Source organism: Paenibacillus sp. GM2FR, from assembly GCF_002803325.1.
Classification (GTDB): domain Bacteria; phylum Bacillota; class Bacilli; order Paenibacillales; family Paenibacillaceae; genus Paenibacillus_AQ; species Paenibacillus_AQ lautus.
Map to the genome: position 1 here is coordinate 323,672 of NZ_MKZM01000010.1, position 16,319 is coordinate 339,990.

Here is a 16,319-nt window from a genome sequence, read left to right on the forward strand (position 1 = left end):
CAATGAAAATCGTATTTGATCCTGCACCGGTAGCAGGAGGCTTTCGAATGCCGGGATATTGGATATGGTGCGGCAGCGTTATCCAGGGTGAGGATGGCCGGTACCATATGTTTGCTTCGCGCTGGCCGAAATCCTTGCCCATGCATCCCGGCTGGCTTGCGGCCTCGGAGATCGTCCGTGCGGTCTCCGACCATCCGGCCGGACCGTACGTATACGAGGAGACGGTGCTCGGAGCCAGATCTCCGGCCTATTGGGACGGATGCAGCGTGCACAATCCGCATATCGTGAAGGTGGACGGCACGTACGTGCTTTATTATATGGGCACGACGTTCCCGTTTCCGCTGCCTGAAGAAGAGGAGCCGCTGCTTCCGAATGATCCGCTCGTCGCGGTAGCCAGGGCGAACAAACGGATCGGCGTGGCGACCGCCCCTTCCGTAACCGGCCCGTGGACTCGAAGGGATCATCCGGTTCTGCTGCCGCGTCCGAATCATTTTGACAGCTTCTTGGTATCTAATCCGGCCCCCTGTGTTCATGAGGACGGTTCGGTGAAGCTTATCTATAAATCTCGTCCCTATGAAGGGCATTCCTATGGCAACATGCAGCTGGGCTTGGCCTGCGCCGAATCGGTGTACGGTCCTTACAACCGTCAGCCTGAACCGCTGTTTCCTCCAGCGATTCATATTGAAGACCCCTTCATTTGGCGTACGGCACGCGGGTACGAAATGATTGCCAAGGACATGGACGGCTCCATCTGTGGGGAGCGCTATAGCGGAGTCCATGCGTGGTCAGCGAACGGGGAAGAATGGAAGATGACAACCAAACCAGGGGAACCCGTGTATTCCCGCAGAGTGCTGTGGGATGATGGTGCGGAGCGGCTGATGGGCAACCTGGAACGGCCTTTTTTGCTCATGGAGGACGGTCGTCCGGCCTGGATGTTTGCCGCGACTTCGGACGGGAGCCGCGGGTTTTACGATTGTACGGAGACCTGGAATATGGCGATTCCGATTCGGGAGATTACAGAGAACGACGACGAATAAGAGCGATTCATATCCGATTCGAAGCATGATAAACAGCACCTGAAACGGATGGTCGCCCTCCGTCATGCGATGCTGCACCGTGTATTGGGAGTGTGTGCGGTGAGAAATGCCCGATTACTCTCAGCGGCCCATGCTCTCATGTACGGCTGCGTTTTACTTCACCGTTCATTTCCCTCATAAGCCCTTCTGCTTACCATGGTCGGATAGACCATGCTAGCAGCAGGGCTTTTTTCTCTATTCCGCCTCAAATCCCCCATCTTAAAGTGCGTGTTCAAAAAGGTCGATTTTCAGCACCGAAGCTTATGCTTCCGATGTGCGTTTTTTCAAAACGCTTCAGTTGGATGAAGCTAGGGACGTCAGGAGCGGAGCTACACGTTTTCGCAGAAAACGCCTTCGAAAGCATCTGCTGTTTTGGGTACGAGCACCTGAAATGTTTCCGCAGGAAACATGCTTCGGAAGCTTCTCCTTTGGCCCGGCTGAATTCAAGATTCGATGCCGAGCTGCTTCCTGATTCGCTTCGTGTTAGATATAGAATTTATGAGTTATCAGTGGAACTGATGAAATTCTATATCGCAAGAAAACCTACCTATGCATCGCGGTCGCTCATCCTTGAAGTGGCCTCGATAGAGGTTTTCTTATCAAAAGCGGACTTTTTGAACAACCTCTTAAACACAATCATAAAAAAACACATCGACAAACAAATGCCGCCATTGTTGGCAAGGCCCTCCGCTTATACGATGAATACGAAGGAAAACTTACAACGGGAGGTCCTTATGGCGAACATCAACCCAAGCACGCGGCTAACACCGTCAGCGCGGAGCCGGGAATGGTTATCCAGCTTTCGCAAGTACAAGGCGATATACCTCATCTCGATTCCGGGCATCCTCTATTTTCTGGTATTTAAATATGTCCCTTTATTCGGGAGCGCCATGGCTTTTCAGGAGTATAACTTATTCAAAGGCATATGGGAAAGCCCATGGGTGGGGCTGGATCAGTTCTACCGCATGTTTCAGTACGAGGAGTTTCTGCGGATCTTCTGGAACACCCTGCTGATCGGGATGTACAGCATCGTATTCGCTTTTCCAATCCCGATTATTCTGGCCCTGCTGTTGAACGAGATTCGTCTTGTCCTGTACAAGCGGGTGCTGCAAACGGTCATCTACATGCCTCACTTCCTGTCCTGGGTCATCATCGGGGGGATTGCGGTAGGCATTCTGTCTCCGACCACGGGCATCATCAATCAGATCCTGATGTGGGTGGGACTCGAACCGATTTACTTCCTTGGCGAGGAAGGCTATATTCGCAGCATTCTGATCGGCTCCGGCATTTGGAAGGAAGCGGGCTGGGGAACGATTATTTACCTGGCAGCGCTGGCCGGGATCAATCCGGACCTGTATGAAGCTGCACGCGTAGACGGCGCGAACCGGTGGCGCCAAACCCTGGCGATTACGATTCCGTCGATTCTGCCCACGATCATGATTCTGTTCCTGCTGAACATCGGCAATTTCCTCGATTTCGGGTTCGAGCGGGTATTTGTGTTCCTGAATGCCTTGAACGAGAATAAGGGCGATATTCTGGATACGTACATTTACCGCGTCGGTCTGCTCGGACAGCAGTACAGCTACACCACGGCCATTGGGCTGTTCAAATCTCTCATCGGGCTGCTGCTCATTGTGGGCGGAAACGCTATAAGCCGCAAAACGACTGGAAATTCCTTATATTAGGCAGGTGACCGAAAAACATGATAAAACGATCAAAAGGCGAATTCGTATTCGAAATGTTCAACTATATCTTCCTGGCCGTCGTGTCGGCCGCCATGATATTCCCGATCCTGCACGTTGCGGCGCAATCGCTCAGCAGCGATGTGGCCATTTCGCGGGGAGACGTTGGCCTGTGGCCGGTGGAGTTCACGCTTTCCAACTATGCGATCGTCTTGAACGATACTTCGGTGTGGCGTTCGTTTATGATCAGCGTATTCGTGACCGTTGTGGGGACCGGGATCAACCTGATCGCAACGGCTTCGCTGGCCTACCCGCTGTCGCGCAATGAATATCGGGGGCGAAAGGTCATCCTCATGCTCGTGCTGGTCACCTTTATTTTCAGCGCGCCGCTCATTCCGAACTATCTGCTGATTAAATCGCTGAACATGCTGGACACGGTATGGGCCCTGATCATTCCCGGCGCGATCAGCGCGTACAACCTGTTCATCATGCGCTCGTTCTTCATGAATCTTCCGAACGAAATCATTGATTCGGCCCGGATCGACGGGTGCGGGGAGCTGCGGATCATATCGAGCATCGTGCTGCCTTTGTCCAAGCCGGTCATGGCGACGATGGGATTGTTTTACGCCGTTGCGCATTGGAATTCATACTCGTCCGCTCTATACTATATCAATAGCCGTCAACTGTTTCCGCTCCAGGTTCGTCTGAGAGAGATCGTCATCACCGATCAGATGGGAGAGATGGACACCACGTTTGAGAATCTGGCCAACATGTCCCCGGAGGGCATCAAAATGGCCACGATTGTGATCGCAACGCTGCCGATCATCCTGGTCTACCCGTTCCTGCAGAAATATTTTATTAAGGGCATGCTCATCGGTTCGATCAAATCTTGATCGTAAAAGAACACAATCCCATAATAAGAACGCCAATACTGCATATGAGGGTTATGAGCTACGATGAAATGGATTTAACGAAAGCGCTTACCTCATGAATGAGCCACTTGTCTATTTTTTGTGAAAAAGGGGAGAGGTTGATGAAAAAAAGTTGGACGGTCTTACTGATCAGCGTCATGATGATCTCACTGCTCGCGGGATGCGGTGGGAAACCGGAAGAAGGAGCTGTCAGTCCCAAGCCGGAAGAAACGAAGCAAGGTACAGACTCAAGCAAGCTGTCCTTCTCGATTTCTTTCTCCACGGGCGGCAACACCTACATCGAATCGTCACCCGATATCAATAAGGACAAATGGGTGCTGAAGCTGGAGGAGATGACGAACACGGATCTCGATATCCGCTTGATGTCCCACAAGGAATTTGATCAGAAGATGAGTCTGATGTTTGCAGGCAACGAAATCCCGGACGTTGTGGGAAATATGCGGGGAGGTCCAACAACAGGGTCCATGTCGGGCTCGGTGGAAGCCGGGGTGTTCATGCCGCTGGATGACCTCCTCAAGGAGCATGCTCCGAACTTGATGAAAATGGTCACTCCTGCAGCGTGGGAGGAAGTATCCTATAACGGCAAAATCTACGGCATTCCGGCCTGGCTGGAAAATCCGTCGCGCCGCGCCACATTCATTCGCACGGATCTCATGGAGAAGGCCGGTATCAAGGAAGCGCCTAAAACCGTCGAAGAGTACCTGGATATGCTGCGTGCCTTTAAGAAGCTGGGTGTAGAGCACCCCTACCAGTACCGTGAGGGCTTTAAATATGCGGATACCTTCCTTGGGGCATACGATGTGCTGCCGTTCCAGTTCATGGAGCTGAATGGGGAGGTCGTACCGAAATTTTTCGATGTCGAGAACATGACCAAGGCGCTCCAGACGTATAAGACGATGTATGATGAGGGTCTGATTCCGAAGGATTTCGCTTCGCTCTCTCAAGAGGATTACGGACGCAATATCAATGCCGGCAAATCCGGGATGTGGGCCTCCAACGGCGAGGGGCTGATCGGGTTCCGCACCAAGCTGAAGGAAGTGGATCCTTCGATGAAGGTGGATATTTACCCATCCCCGACCGGACCGGACGGCAAGGGCGGACTCGGCTTATACAGCTCGGTATCGACCACGTACTATATCAATAACAAGGTGGGAACAGAGAAAGCCATCGAAATCATTAAATTTCTGGATTGGATGCTGACGGAGGAAGCCGATATGTTCTTCTCCTTCGGGATTGAAGGCGAGAATTACACGATGGAGAACGGGAATGTCAACTATAAGTGGCCTGTGACCAAACAAGAGGTCGACGAAGCGGGCTTCCGGGCCAACCAGCTGTGGTTCGTTCATGAGCTGACCTATAATAAGAAGCAGACGGCCCTTACCGAGGATGGCCAGGACGTGATCAAGGCGTTCAGCGATGTGCTGAGCAATGAAGGCCGCGGCGGCATTACGTTCATGGCGAATCTGAACAGCTTCTCCAAGTTCCCGGACCTGGCTTCGACCGGAGATACGGGACCTAAATTCATCCTGGACAGCATGGTGAAGATGATCTATGGCAAGCAGCCGATCTCCGATTGGCCGAAGGTGCTGGAGGAATACCGTGCCAAGGGCGGGGATGAGATCATCAAGGAAGCGACGGAGCGCTGGAAGAACAAGGAGAATGTAGTAGACCGTACGAGATAACATCCAAGATAGGAAGTAGGGCATCTCCTGTTTGTTCCATATATCGTGTACAATAGATCCGATATGTAAGCGTTTTAACCCGAATGAGCGAAGGATGAAAAATCTAGGTATCCGCCGGTCTTACCATCACAGGTATCCGCTGCGGATACCTTCTTGTTCCATTCAATGTTTGCCTCATACCTTATTCTTCTACATACAGGAGGCTAAAATAATATGCGGTTGCTTATTGCTGACGACGAACCTGTAATCCGAAGAGGGCTGGTCAAGATGGCGGAGACCTACCGTCTGCAGTTTGATGCCATCGACACGGCCGTGAATGGTGAGCATGCGCTCTCCCTGATCAAGGAATTCGAGCCGGATGTACTGCTGACCGATATCCGGATGCCCCGAATGGGCGGACTGGAGCTGTGTCAGGAGCTTCATGAGTTGTACGGGCATATTCAAATTATCGTCATATCGGGTTATGGCGAATTCCAATATGCGCAGCAATGTCTGGCTTACGGGGTGAAGCATTATCTGCTAAAGCCGGTTACCGGCGTGGTGCTGCACCAAACCTTTGACGCGATTGTGAAACACCGCAATAAAGGCATTGTCTCGCTGGCTTCCTATGTCGATTGGATTGAAAATATCGGGCAGGAGATCTGGATGCTGCAGACCGAACAGCTCGATCGGCTGTTGGTCGATTGGAGGGCGCATCTGCAAGCGGCGGGACTCAGCGTCCCGCAGCTCCAGCAGCTGCTGGATGACGCAGTGGGCATGATATTCCGTCGTCTCGTCTCGAAGGGGTATATGGAGGTTTCGGTGATTGAACCGATCGGTCACCACACGGTGCAGGAGCAGCTGTTGAACGAATTTGAGTTAAGGGTCAAGCAGATGACCGCGGATCTGGTGACGCAGCGGTGGGGGAATTTCAAGAACCCGCTCGATGAAGTGAAATCGTATATCGACACGCATCTGTCCGAGGAGATCACCCTGGAGGAAGTGGCAGAGATGGCCGGTTATACGCCGACGTATTTTAGCGCAATGTTCAAGAAGATGACGGGCGATACGTTTGTCCGGTACCGGATTCACCGGCGAATGGAGCGGGCGAAGGAGCTGCTGGCCCTGCCGCATATGCGAATCATCGACGTGGCGGCGAACGTCGGTTACGAGGATTATCCCCATTTTACGAAAATGTTCAAGAAGGTAACAGGACATACGCCGACGGAATATCGGACGATGCTGGGCTTTAACGGATGAAAAATAAACTGTACCGCAAATTGTTTTTGTACTTTGTGTCCATCATTGTGCTGACTTCCTTGTTGATCGGCATCGTTACCTACACGCGCTCATCAGCTGAGCTGGATCGCCAGCTGGACCGGCATATGTCGCAAATCGTGCAGAATGCCTTAAACCATACCGATCTGTACATTAAATCCTACGACCGTACGATGATCTCCTTATTGACCAACCGGGAATTGAAGAAATTCGTAGATTTGCCTAACCCGGCGGATCATTACGAGTATTATCACATCAGCTCCACGATCAAGGATACGGTATTCCGTCCCCTCATGGACCGGGGGCCCGAGCTGCTGACCATGTATCTCCTGTCTTACAACGGAAATGCCACGTATAGCTTCGGTTCTGATTTTACGGCACCGGTATTCAGTGCAGAGGAGAAGGCGAAGCAGCTGAAAGACCTCCGCAATACCACAAAAGATGAAAGCGGTCTCATGATTCATACGGAGAGTATTATACCTGGACGTAGCGGCAGTGTGGTACGCATGACGAGACTGATCAAGGGCTTATCCTCCACAGCGGAAAAAGGCGTGCTAGCCATGGAAGTGCGTTCCCAGGAGTTATCCTCTCTCTGGAAGGGAATTGATCTGGGCGAACGCGGATACTTCTATATCGCGGATGCCAGCGGCCATGTCGTCTACCAGCCGGAGGGACTGGAGCATAACGCCTCGTCGCCGGCCGAGGATCCGAAGCTGACGGCCGCCATCATGGGCGCAGACGAGGAATCCTTCAAATATACGACGGCCGATGGAGAGCAGAGAGTGTTCATGTCGCGGATGTCTCCCTATTCCGGATGGCGTCTGGTTGCTTCGTTGCCGCTGGAGGAGTGGCGCAAACCGATAGCCAGCATTCGTTCTACGGTCTGGACGATCGGCTTGATCAGTCTCATTGCAGCTTGTCTGCTTGCTTACCGTTTCACTCGTTCCATTACCCAGCCCATCCAGACGATTATCCGCGGGATGCGCCAGACGGAGCAGGGGCGGTGGATTCCCTTGGAGCTTCCTAAACGCGAGGACGAGCTGACGGAAATGATGCAGCGGTATAATCTGATGGTGACCCGATTGTCGGAGCTAATCGAGCGGGTATACGAGACCGAGCTGCAGCAGCAGAAGACGATTATCGAACGGCAAAAAGCCGAGTTCCAGGCGCTTCAGCTCCAGATCAATCCGCATTTCATGTACAACACGCTGGAGACCATCGTGTGTTATGCCGAGGTCGAAGGCTCGTCGGAGATTACCGAAATGGTGTCCTCACTAGGTTTTATGATGCGGTACTCCTTGCTGACGTCGCTGGAGGAGATCACGGTCGCCAATGAGCTCAAGCACGTTTTGAACTACATGACGATCATGAAGCATCGGCACGATCTGGAGTTTGATCTTCGGGTTGAGGTTCCCCATGAGCTGCTCCTGTACAAAATGGTGCGGTTGACGCTCCAGCCCTTGATTGAAAATGCATTCCAGCATGCCTTTCCGGACGGCATCGAGGCCTCGCAGCACATCATCATCGCTGCCGGGTGCGATGAAAATTCCTTCTGGGTCAGCGTGACGGACAACGGCATCGGCATGACCGATGAACAGCTGCGCGAGGTTGCGGCACGGTTATCCTATGAGTACGACCACGTGAATCACTCGCCTGAATCTTCCCTAAACCTTAGCGGTACCGGAGGCATCGGGCTGCTGAATGTGCATCGGCGGATTCAGCTGGTATTCGGTGAGAGTTACGGACTTCGTGTAACCTCGGCAGGCGAGAGAACGGGAACCACCATCCGCATGGTCATGCCGTGTCCGCCGCGTGTTTAGCACAAGGCCTGTCTCCGTATTGGAGGTCAGGCCTTGTACTTTTTGAAGTAATAGGTATAAACTTCTGAGGCTTCCCCTTCTTATCTCCCAAGACTTACTTGTTCTCCGCTTGCGGCGTCAGATGGATGGATACGCCGCCGTACACCTTGAGACGGATCTTGATGGTATCCTTGGCGCAGCGCGTTTCCGTGTGAACCTCAATGGGAGGAAGAACGGAACGATATCGATATTCGTCCGCTTCCGCTTGTTCCCGATAGATCACCGCTCGGTATGCCGTATTATCTTCAAGGAAATCCAGCGGGATATGGACGTCTCGTCCTCCGGCGGCGCAAATGGAGGTGACAAACCATTCGACACCTGATCGTCTTGCTATCGTAACGAATCGGCCCGGATAACCTTCCAGCAGCCGCGTCTCATCCCAGACGGCCGGAACAGCGGCCAGCAGCGGCATGCCCGGATGATCGGCGAAGACTGATATCGCATCCGCATAATGCTGGATGCCGGATTCAAAGAGGATGGCCAGGGCCAACTGAAGCCCTTGGGTTGTCGTGGTCCGCCTGCTGAACGTAACCGGCGTAAAGTCCATGGACCCGATCACGTTCCGCGTAAACGGCAAGGTACAGAGATGAACCGCATTAGGCCCTTCACTCTGTGCCCGGTAGTATTCCGCACCGTAAACGCCTTCTCTTGTCATCACGTGAGGCCATGTCCGGTGCTCGCCGCTTGGTTTGGTGGAACCATGAAAATTGACCATCAGCCGATGCCTGGCAGCGGATTCCGCAATGGCATCATAGACCTGGAGCGTCTCTTGATTGTCGCTGTCGAAGAAGTCGACCTTGATGCCAACGGCGCCCCAAGATGCCCACAGGCGTAATTTCTCTTCACGGAGTTCCTCCGTGTTCAGCCCTTTATAATGCGTCCACAGCCAGATGCCGACGCCGCGCGCCTTCGCGTAATGGATGAGCTGAGGCGCATCCAGCACACCCTCCCAGCCGCCGTCCACGACGCTGTATTCCCATCCCATCTCGGCGGCAAAATCCACATGCTGCCGTTGAATTTCCATATCCCCGCAGGAATCGCCTTCCGCGTACCAGGACCAGGCCGCTCTGCCGGGAGAGATCCAAGAGGTGTCTTGCAGCACGGGTGGGGGACATAAGTGAGTCGTTAGCGATGAAGACACCAGATCCCTGAGCGACCCGATGATCATGACACGCCAGGGCGTCGAGAGCGGAAGCTTGGCGGCAATCGGCGTTTCCTGATCCGGGGCGTAAGCGATGCGGAGCTTCCGGCCGTCTTGCTCATCCGCTGCGAGATGACTGGCGCCATACCTCCCGTCCACGGCTGCTTCAGTCAGCAGCAGCCAATGATCCTCTGCCGATTGGACCAGCAGCGGGAAACCGAAATGCCTTCCCCGAAGATGATCCGGCATGGCATGGTCATAGGTTCGTTCATAACACCGCATGAACGGCTGAGCCCAGACGTTGAGCATCCGGTCCTCCGGCAGATGGAAGCCGGAGAGCTCGTTCTCGAAACGAATATCCCCTTCTCCTTGCAGCTCATACCGGTATGCGACGCCGTCATGAAAAGCGCGGAAACGGATTCTCACCTGATGATTCTCTACCGAAGTCAGAAGCACTAATTCGTTTGCTTCGTAAGACTGCGATTTTTGCTTACCGGTTACAAGCTCGTAACGCTCTGTGATTGTGTTGTGCTCCACCCCTTGTATACGTATGCCTTGTTGAAGTTTGTATTGGTCGGTGATCAGCCCGAGCGGCGACCTTTCAAGAACGCGATACCGGTTGTTCATCACCGTGTAAAAAAGGGGGCCGTTAGGCTCCTGTTCCAGTGTGATATGCAGATTCCCGTCAGGTGAATGAAGCTGTGCATGAAACGGCGCTGACAGAGACTGGGATAGCTCATGATCCATAAACGAAACTCCTTCCTTGTCGCTACAAGAATGACGTATCCATTGCAGCCTCATTGTAACGGACAATGCAAAGGCTTAGCATACGGCTCCGTTCGCTCCGGGTTGTGTTTTCTTACGTTGTGTTACACCATAAAAAAACACGGCCATTCCGCAAGTTACGGCATGGTCCGGCGAGCAGCCGCTGTTTTATCATAGAAGCATATCAAGAGGCGTTTGAAAGGAGGGCACCTGTAATCGCGGGTGGATCGTAATCACTACTTATGACAAAGGATGGGTGATGATTGATGAGACAGGTACGCAAGCGTAACAGGCAGGTAAGAAGAGGAGGGTTCATACTGCTGCTGGGTATTCTGCTGTTTTCGTTCGGCAATCGGCCAATACAGGGGGAAACGGCCGCTCCGGATGTAATGGAGCGGGTCAACCTGGCATGGAATAAGCAGGCGACGGCCAGTTCCGAGATCAGCGGGCGTGAAGCAGGGAAAGCCGTTGACGGCAGCCGTGATACCTACTGGCAGCCGGCGAGCACAGACCGTGAGGACATGAATGTATACATACAGGTGGATCTGGGGAGTGAGCAGTCCTTCAACCAGGTCGTCCTGGATTTAAACCGGGGAGATCATTTGGGAACTATCGAGATCGATTACTCCCGTGACGGTGAGTCTTGGAGCAGAGCCTATGCGAAAAATGGGGGCATTCGAGCGGACGGTCAGGAAGTGATGACGTTTAATTCCGTAAGCGCTTCCCACTTTCGGGTAACGCTGCTGCTAAGCCGAAATCTCAATGTTCAGCTAAAGGAGTTGGAGCTTTATATGCAGGATGGGGATCAAGGGATTCCGTCCGATGTAACGGAGCTGGCCTTCGTGAAGCCGGATGGAACCCCTTATACCAACAATGAGGAACTGACCTTGGACATTGGAGGCACATCTGCCGTGGAGGCGCGCGGCAAACGGGGGAACGGGGAATGGATTTCGCTGCCTCAAGGCCAGGTTCAATATCACGCCGTGGGAACCAGCGCTGCGGTGACTTCCGAAGGTTCGGTAACGGGGGTCAAGGTAGGAGCGACCCGGTTATATGCGGAAACCAGCATCAACGGTCAAGGGATACGTACACCGGATTTCTGGATTGTGGTGAAGGATGATCAGGAGTTCCAGGATGCGAAATACATTGCCTTCAGCTCGTTCACGCATAAGGCGTTGGTCCAGCAGATTGGCAAGGCGGCGATCTTGGGTGATGGCGAGGAGCTGCCAGTCGTAACCATCGCTCCTAATAGGGATGGAACCGTATCCGCCAGATGGTTCAAGGACGGTCAATCCAGAGGTTCGCTGGGCACGAAGGCGCTGCAGGCAGGGGTAACGCAATCGATAACGCTTCCGGGTGGGATGAAGGTACCGGGCACGTACGAGGTGCGGATGACTTTCCAAACCACAGACGGGGGAACCTACTTCGACAGCTTGTTTTACACCGTCATGCCCAAGAAGGGAATTCCTGAAGGTCAGAGCCAAATCGCCTATACCGGAAAAGACGGTAGGATGGTATATGTCCCCGATTATAAGGGGAACCGGATCATCGATTTCTCGAACGTCGGTTATATGGGTGGCGGTGTGAAACTACCTAACGTTCAGGCGAGGATTGCCGTACAGCCGACCGGCGGGGATGATACGGCGATGCTGCAGGCGGCGATTGATGAGGTGTCCCGGCTGCCGCGTGACGCAGATGGTTTCCGGGGGGCGGTGCTGCTGAAGAAAGGCACATATCTGGTTGGCGGTTCCCTTAACATTCAGGCCAGTGGGGTCGTGCTGCGGGGTGAAGGCAAGAGTGAGGACGGCACCATTATCCGCGGCACGGGAACAACGGCCAGAAATTTGATTGTTGTCGGTGGAACGAACGGTGCCGCTGTTGTGGACGGGACGGAGACGGACGTGCAGGATTTGTACGTTCCGGCAGGATCCCGATCGTTCCATGTGCAGAATGCCTCGGCCTATCAGGTGGGCGATTCCGTCATTGTTCGTAGAATCGGTAATGACCGCTGGATTCATGAGATCGGCATGGATCATATCTACATGCGGCCAGGGACCGGGGGAACGCAGCAGTGGTCCCCGTTCAATCTGGATTTTGACCGCGTCATTACGGCCATCGACGGCAACCGGATTACGGTGGATGCTCCATTAGCGAATGCCATTGAACGTCAATGGGGCGGTGGCAGGCTGTTCAAGGCAACGGATGAATCTCGAATCGAACAGGTTGGGATCGAGAACATGCGCGCCATATCCGATTTTGATCCGAGCAAGACCGATACCAAGATGGATAACGATGTTCTGGATACCCCGTATTATTCCGATGAGGCACATGCGGAGCGCTTCATTATGATGAACAGCGTAAAGAATGCCTGGGTGCGCGAGGTGGACGGCTACCATTTCTCCTACGCCTTGGTGCAGGTCGGGCGGCAGGCCAAGTGGGTCACCGTGCAGGACAGCGAAATGTACGACATGGTCAGCGTGATTACCGGCGGTCGTCGTTACAGCTTTTTCATCCAGGGGCAATTAAATCTGGTGCAGCGCAATTATACGGAAACTTCACGTCATGCTTATGTCATTGAGAGCCGCGTACAAGGACCGAATGTCATGTACGACAATAAGGCCACTCGCGAATACAATACGAGCGAGCCGCATCACCGCTGGTCCACGGGCGGCCTGTACGACAACGTCAGTGCGCGTATCAGCGTCCGCGACCGCGGATGGCTGGGCAGCGGACATGGCTGGGCGGGAGCGAATTACGTTATGTGGAATACCGAGGGAGGGCTTGTTGCGCAGAAGCCCCCAACGGCACAAAACTATGTCATCGGACACATCCCGACGGAAGACGGTTTGAACGTGAAACCGCTCGTTCCAAACGATTATGATTCCAGACCGCGTGAGGACGGCTATTGGGAATACGCCGACCGGCATGTAGCGCTCCAGAGCCTATACGTCCAGCAGTTGACGGACCGTCTGGGTCAGCAAGCGGTGGATAATCTGGCCCGTACGCCTGTGGGCGGCGGTGCGATCGATATACCAGCGCAGCCTTAATTATATATAGCGAACAGGGGATTATCAGGGGAAACGCTGATCGTCCCCTTCTTCGCGAAGAAGGAGACGTGTATGAAGGTGGAGAGGGAGATAACAGGAAGAGATACGGAACGTTCTCACCGGAGACATCATGCGGAGCTTGATCGTGCAGGGCAGTACGGCAAGTTCGAAGCGGTAGGTGATAAAACCGCATGGCGGCAGCCTGACACATCTGAAAGTCGGCGTTTGCGGTTATGGTACGCTTCCCCGGCTGCGGAGTGGAATGAGGCATTGCCCATCGGGAATGGGCGCTTGGGCGGCATGGTTTTTGGCAGGACCTCGCTTGAGCGGGTGCAGCTCAACGAAGATTCCCTCTGGTATGGTGGTCCGGGAAGGGGAGCCAACCCGGACGCCACCGAATATTTGAGCGAGATCAGGCAGATGCTGCGGGATGGACGTCAGGCCGAGGCCGAGCATTTGGCACGGATGGCGATGACTTCATCCCCGAAATACGAGCAGCCCTACCAGCCGCTGGGCGATCTGCTGCTCCAGTTCTTGGGTGCGGAGGAAGCGGTGGAGCATTACGAGCGAGAGCTGGATTTGGAGCGGTCCATGGTGACCGTATCCTATTCTTCGCGCGGCATAGGCTATCGCAGGCAGTATTTTGCCAGTGCGCCGGATGGCGTGATGGTTGTTCGCCTGTTTGCCGATCGGCCGGGGGCGTTGACGTTTGCGGCGAACCTGATGCGACGTCCTTTTGACAGCGGAACGGAGTCGTTAGGGCACGATACCTTGCTGATGAAGGGCGAATGCGGCGCGGACGGCATCTCCTTCTGCACGGCGCTGCGTGCTGTCGCTGAGGGAGGTAACGTACGAACCATCGGTGATTTCCTCTCGGTTGAAGGGGCGGATTCCGTTACGCTGCTGCTGTCAGCCCAGACGACCTTTCGGTGTCAGCAGCCGGGCCAGGCATGTCTCGAACAGCTGGATCGTGCGGCAGGCATGTCGTTCGAACAGCTGGAAAGCCGTCATTTGGAGGAATATCGGCAGAAGTTTGAACGCTTCTCGCTAACTCTCGGTTCCAGTAAGAAAGATGTGAATAGAGCGGGCTTAACCGAAAGTGGAAATATCATTCCGAATGGGCAGGACCGACTCTTCGGTTCAGATCAAGTTGAAACTTCGAACCGAGCGGAAGACGATTTATCATCCCTGTCTACCGATCAGCGGCTGAATCTGCTGAAGGATAGAGTGAAGACGGAAGGTGCCTCTGCGGAGAAGAGCGATCCCGAATTGATTGCCCTGTACGTACAGTACGGGCGCTATTTGCTCATCTCCTGCTCCAGACCCGGATCTCTCGCAGCGAACCTGCAGGGCATATGGAATGACAGCTTCACCCCGCCCTGGGAGTCGAAGTATACAATCAATGTGAATATTCAGATGAACTATTGGCCGGCAGAGCTGCTGGGCCTGGCGGAATGCCACGAGCCGCTGTTTGACCTGATTCACCGCATGCTCCCGAATGGCCGGGACACGGCTCGCGAGATGTATGGCTGCCGTGGCTTCGCAGCGCATCACAATACCAATCTCTGGGGAGAGACCCGGCCTGAAGGAATATTGATGACCTGTACCGTATGGCCGATGGGAGCCGCCTGGCTGTGCCTTCATCTATGGGAGCATTACCGGTTTGGCGGGGATGCGGATTTCCTGCAGGAACGAGCGTATCCGGTTATGAAGGAAGCGGCGATATTCCTGCTGGATTATATGACCGTGGATGAGGAAGGCAGACGAATAACCGGTCCTTCCGTTTCGCCGGAGAACCGATTTGTGCTTCCGAACGGAGCCGTCGGCAGCCTCTGCATGGGACCCGCTATGGACGCGCAGATTGCGACGGCCTTGTTTCGGGCCTGTCTGGAGGCAGGTCAGCTTGTCGGAGATGAGGACACTTTCCTTGAAGAGCTTCAAACGGCGCTGCAAGAAATTCCGGTACCGCGGATTGGAAGGCATGGTGGGATCATGGAGTGGCTGGATGATTACGAGGAGGCCGATCCCGGACACCGGCACATCTCGCAGCTGTTCGCCCTGTATCCGGGAGAGCAAATTGATCCCGTTCAGTCACCTGAGCTTGCCGAGGCAGCGAACAAGACCTTGGGGCGACGACTTGCGAATGGCGGCGGCCATACCGGCTGGAGCCGGGCCTGGATCATCAATTATTATGCCAGGCTGCAGCGGGGCGCGGAAGCGCACGAGCATCTTGTGAATTTGCTGGCTTCTTCAACTTATCCGAATCTATTGGATTGCCACCCGCCTTTTCAAATCGACGGTAATTTCGGCGGGATTGCCGGCGTTGCCGAAATGCTGCTGCAGTCGCATTCGGGAGAGTTAAGGCTGCTCCCGGCCCTGCCCTCGCAGTGGAGCAGCGGTGAGGTGAAGGGCCTTCGTGCCCGCGGCGGCTTTGTTGTCGACATGTGCTGGGAGGAAGGTGAACTGACCGAGGTGAAGATTCGCGCCGATAGGGCGGGCGAATGCAGGCTATGGTCCCGTTCATCGCTTGTCCTCATAGAGGAGAAACGGCTTGGAGAGGTTATGCTGACGAGTACCACGATATCCGGAGGAGCGTATTGCTACTCGTTCTTGATGCAGCAGCAGGGTGCCAGCTGTAGCTGGGGAAGGTCTGTGAGGGAGCAAATATAATGTTATAATTTGGATTGTACATACACACCTTGAGTGGGCGCACTCCTCTGTAAAGGAGGTTGTGCGATGAACGTTTCGTTCGGTGAAGTGATAACCTTCGGGATTTTCCTGCTGGCATTGCTGACTTACATCGATAAACGACGAAAGTAACCCACTCCTAAGGTTGGCGCCTAAGTGGGTTACTTTCTCATTCCTGACTTGATCTTGG

The 16,319-nt window shown here is 54.1% G+C and carries 9 protein-coding genes; 8 read left to right on the forward strand and 1 reads right to left on the reverse strand.

Features of this window, described 5'->3' with window-relative positions:
• The first annotated feature begins 2 nt into the window (after nt 1–2).
• The 6 genes from PAEVO_RS26570 (at nt 3) to PAEVO_RS26595 (ending at nt 8,449) form a co-directional block, all read left to right on the forward strand.
• Nucleotides 3–1,037, forward strand: a complete 1,035-nt coding sequence (locus PAEVO_RS26570; RefSeq protein ID WP_100540502.1) for a glycoside hydrolase family protein — start codon at nt 3–5, stop codon at nt 1,035–1,037.
• 773 nt (nt 1,038–1,810) lie between these two features.
• Nucleotides 1,811–2,761: an ABC transporter permease gene (locus tag PAEVO_RS26575; RefSeq protein ID WP_100540843.1), complete on the forward strand. Its 951-nt coding sequence runs from the start codon at nt 1,811–1,813 to the stop codon at nt 2,759–2,761.
• A gap of 17 nt (nt 2,762–2,778) precedes the next feature.
• On the forward strand, nt 2,779–3,651 hold the full coding sequence (locus PAEVO_RS26580) for a carbohydrate ABC transporter permease (protein ID WP_100540503.1): 873 nt from the start codon (nt 2,779–2,781) through the stop codon (nt 3,649–3,651).
• Between the two features lie 140 nt (nt 3,652–3,791).
• Nucleotides 3,792–5,372, forward strand: coding sequence for an extracellular solute-binding protein (locus PAEVO_RS26585; protein ID WP_100540504.1), 1,581 nt, complete (start codon nt 3,792–3,794; stop codon nt 5,370–5,372).
• A 213-nt stretch (nt 5,373–5,585) separates the two neighbouring features.
• Nucleotides 5,586–6,611, forward strand: coding sequence for a response regulator transcription factor (locus tag PAEVO_RS26590; RefSeq protein WP_100540505.1), 1,026 nt, complete (start codon nt 5,586–5,588; stop codon nt 6,609–6,611).
• On the forward strand, nt 6,608–8,449 hold the full coding sequence (locus PAEVO_RS26595; protein WP_100540506.1) for a cache domain-containing sensor histidine kinase: 1,842 nt from the start codon (nt 6,608–6,610) through the stop codon (nt 8,447–8,449). Before PAEVO_RS26590 ends, PAEVO_RS26595 begins: the two co-directional genes overlap by 4 nt.
• Nucleotides 8,450–8,543: 94 nt before the next feature.
• Here the strand turns inward: PAEVO_RS26595 and PAEVO_RS26600 are convergent, their stop codons facing one another.
• Nucleotides 8,544–10,376, reverse strand: coding sequence for a glycoside hydrolase family 97 protein (locus PAEVO_RS26600; protein ID WP_165789765.1), 1,833 nt, complete (start codon nt 10,374–10,376; stop codon nt 8,544–8,546).
• A 284-nt stretch (nt 10,377–10,660) separates the two neighbouring features.
• Here PAEVO_RS26600 and PAEVO_RS26605 point away from each other — a divergent pair, with 284 nt between their 5' ends.
• Nucleotides 10,661–13,441 carry a discoidin domain-containing protein gene (locus tag PAEVO_RS26605; RefSeq protein WP_100540508.1) on the forward strand — a complete coding sequence of 927 codons (2,781 nt, stop codon included), beginning with the start codon at nt 10,661–10,663 and terminating at the stop codon, nt 13,439–13,441.
• A gap of 72 nt (nt 13,442–13,513) precedes the next feature.
• Complete coding sequence (locus PAEVO_RS26610; RefSeq protein WP_100540509.1) at nt 13,514–16,111, forward strand: glycoside hydrolase family 95 protein; 2,598 nt, start codon at nt 13,514–13,516, stop codon at nt 16,109–16,111.
• Nucleotides 16,112–16,319 lie beyond the last annotated feature (208 nt).

Coding starts and splice junctions, on each gene's coding strand:
- PAEVO_RS26605 (WP_100540508.1), top strand. CDS start 10,661: ATGAGACAGGTACGCAAGCGTAACAGGCAGGTAAGAAGAGGAGGGTTC.
- PAEVO_RS26610 (WP_100540509.1), top strand. CDS start 13,514: ATGAAGGTGGAGAGGGAGATAACAGGAAGAGATACGGAACGTTCTCAC.
- PAEVO_RS26590 (WP_100540505.1), top strand. CDS start 5,586: ATGCGGTTGCTTATTGCTGACGACGAACCTGTAATCCGAAGAGGGCTG.
- PAEVO_RS26570 (WP_100540502.1), top strand. CDS start 3: ATGAAAATCGTATTTGATCCTGCACCGGTAGCAGGAGGCTTTCGAATG.
- PAEVO_RS26585 (WP_100540504.1), top strand. CDS start 3,792: ATGAAAAAAAGTTGGACGGTCTTACTGATCAGCGTCATGATGATCTCA.
- PAEVO_RS26600 (WP_165789765.1), bottom strand. CDS start 10,376: ATGGATCATGAGCTATCCCAGTCTCTGTCAGCGCCGTTTCATGCACAG.
- PAEVO_RS26580 (WP_100540503.1), top strand. CDS start 2,779: ATGATAAAACGATCAAAAGGCGAATTCGTATTCGAAATGTTCAACTAT.
- PAEVO_RS26575 (WP_100540843.1), top strand. CDS start 1,811: ATGGCGAACATCAACCCAAGCACGCGGCTAACACCGTCAGCGCGGAGC.
- PAEVO_RS26595 (WP_100540506.1), top strand. CDS start 6,608: ATGAAAAATAAACTGTACCGCAAATTGTTTTTGTACTTTGTGTCCATC.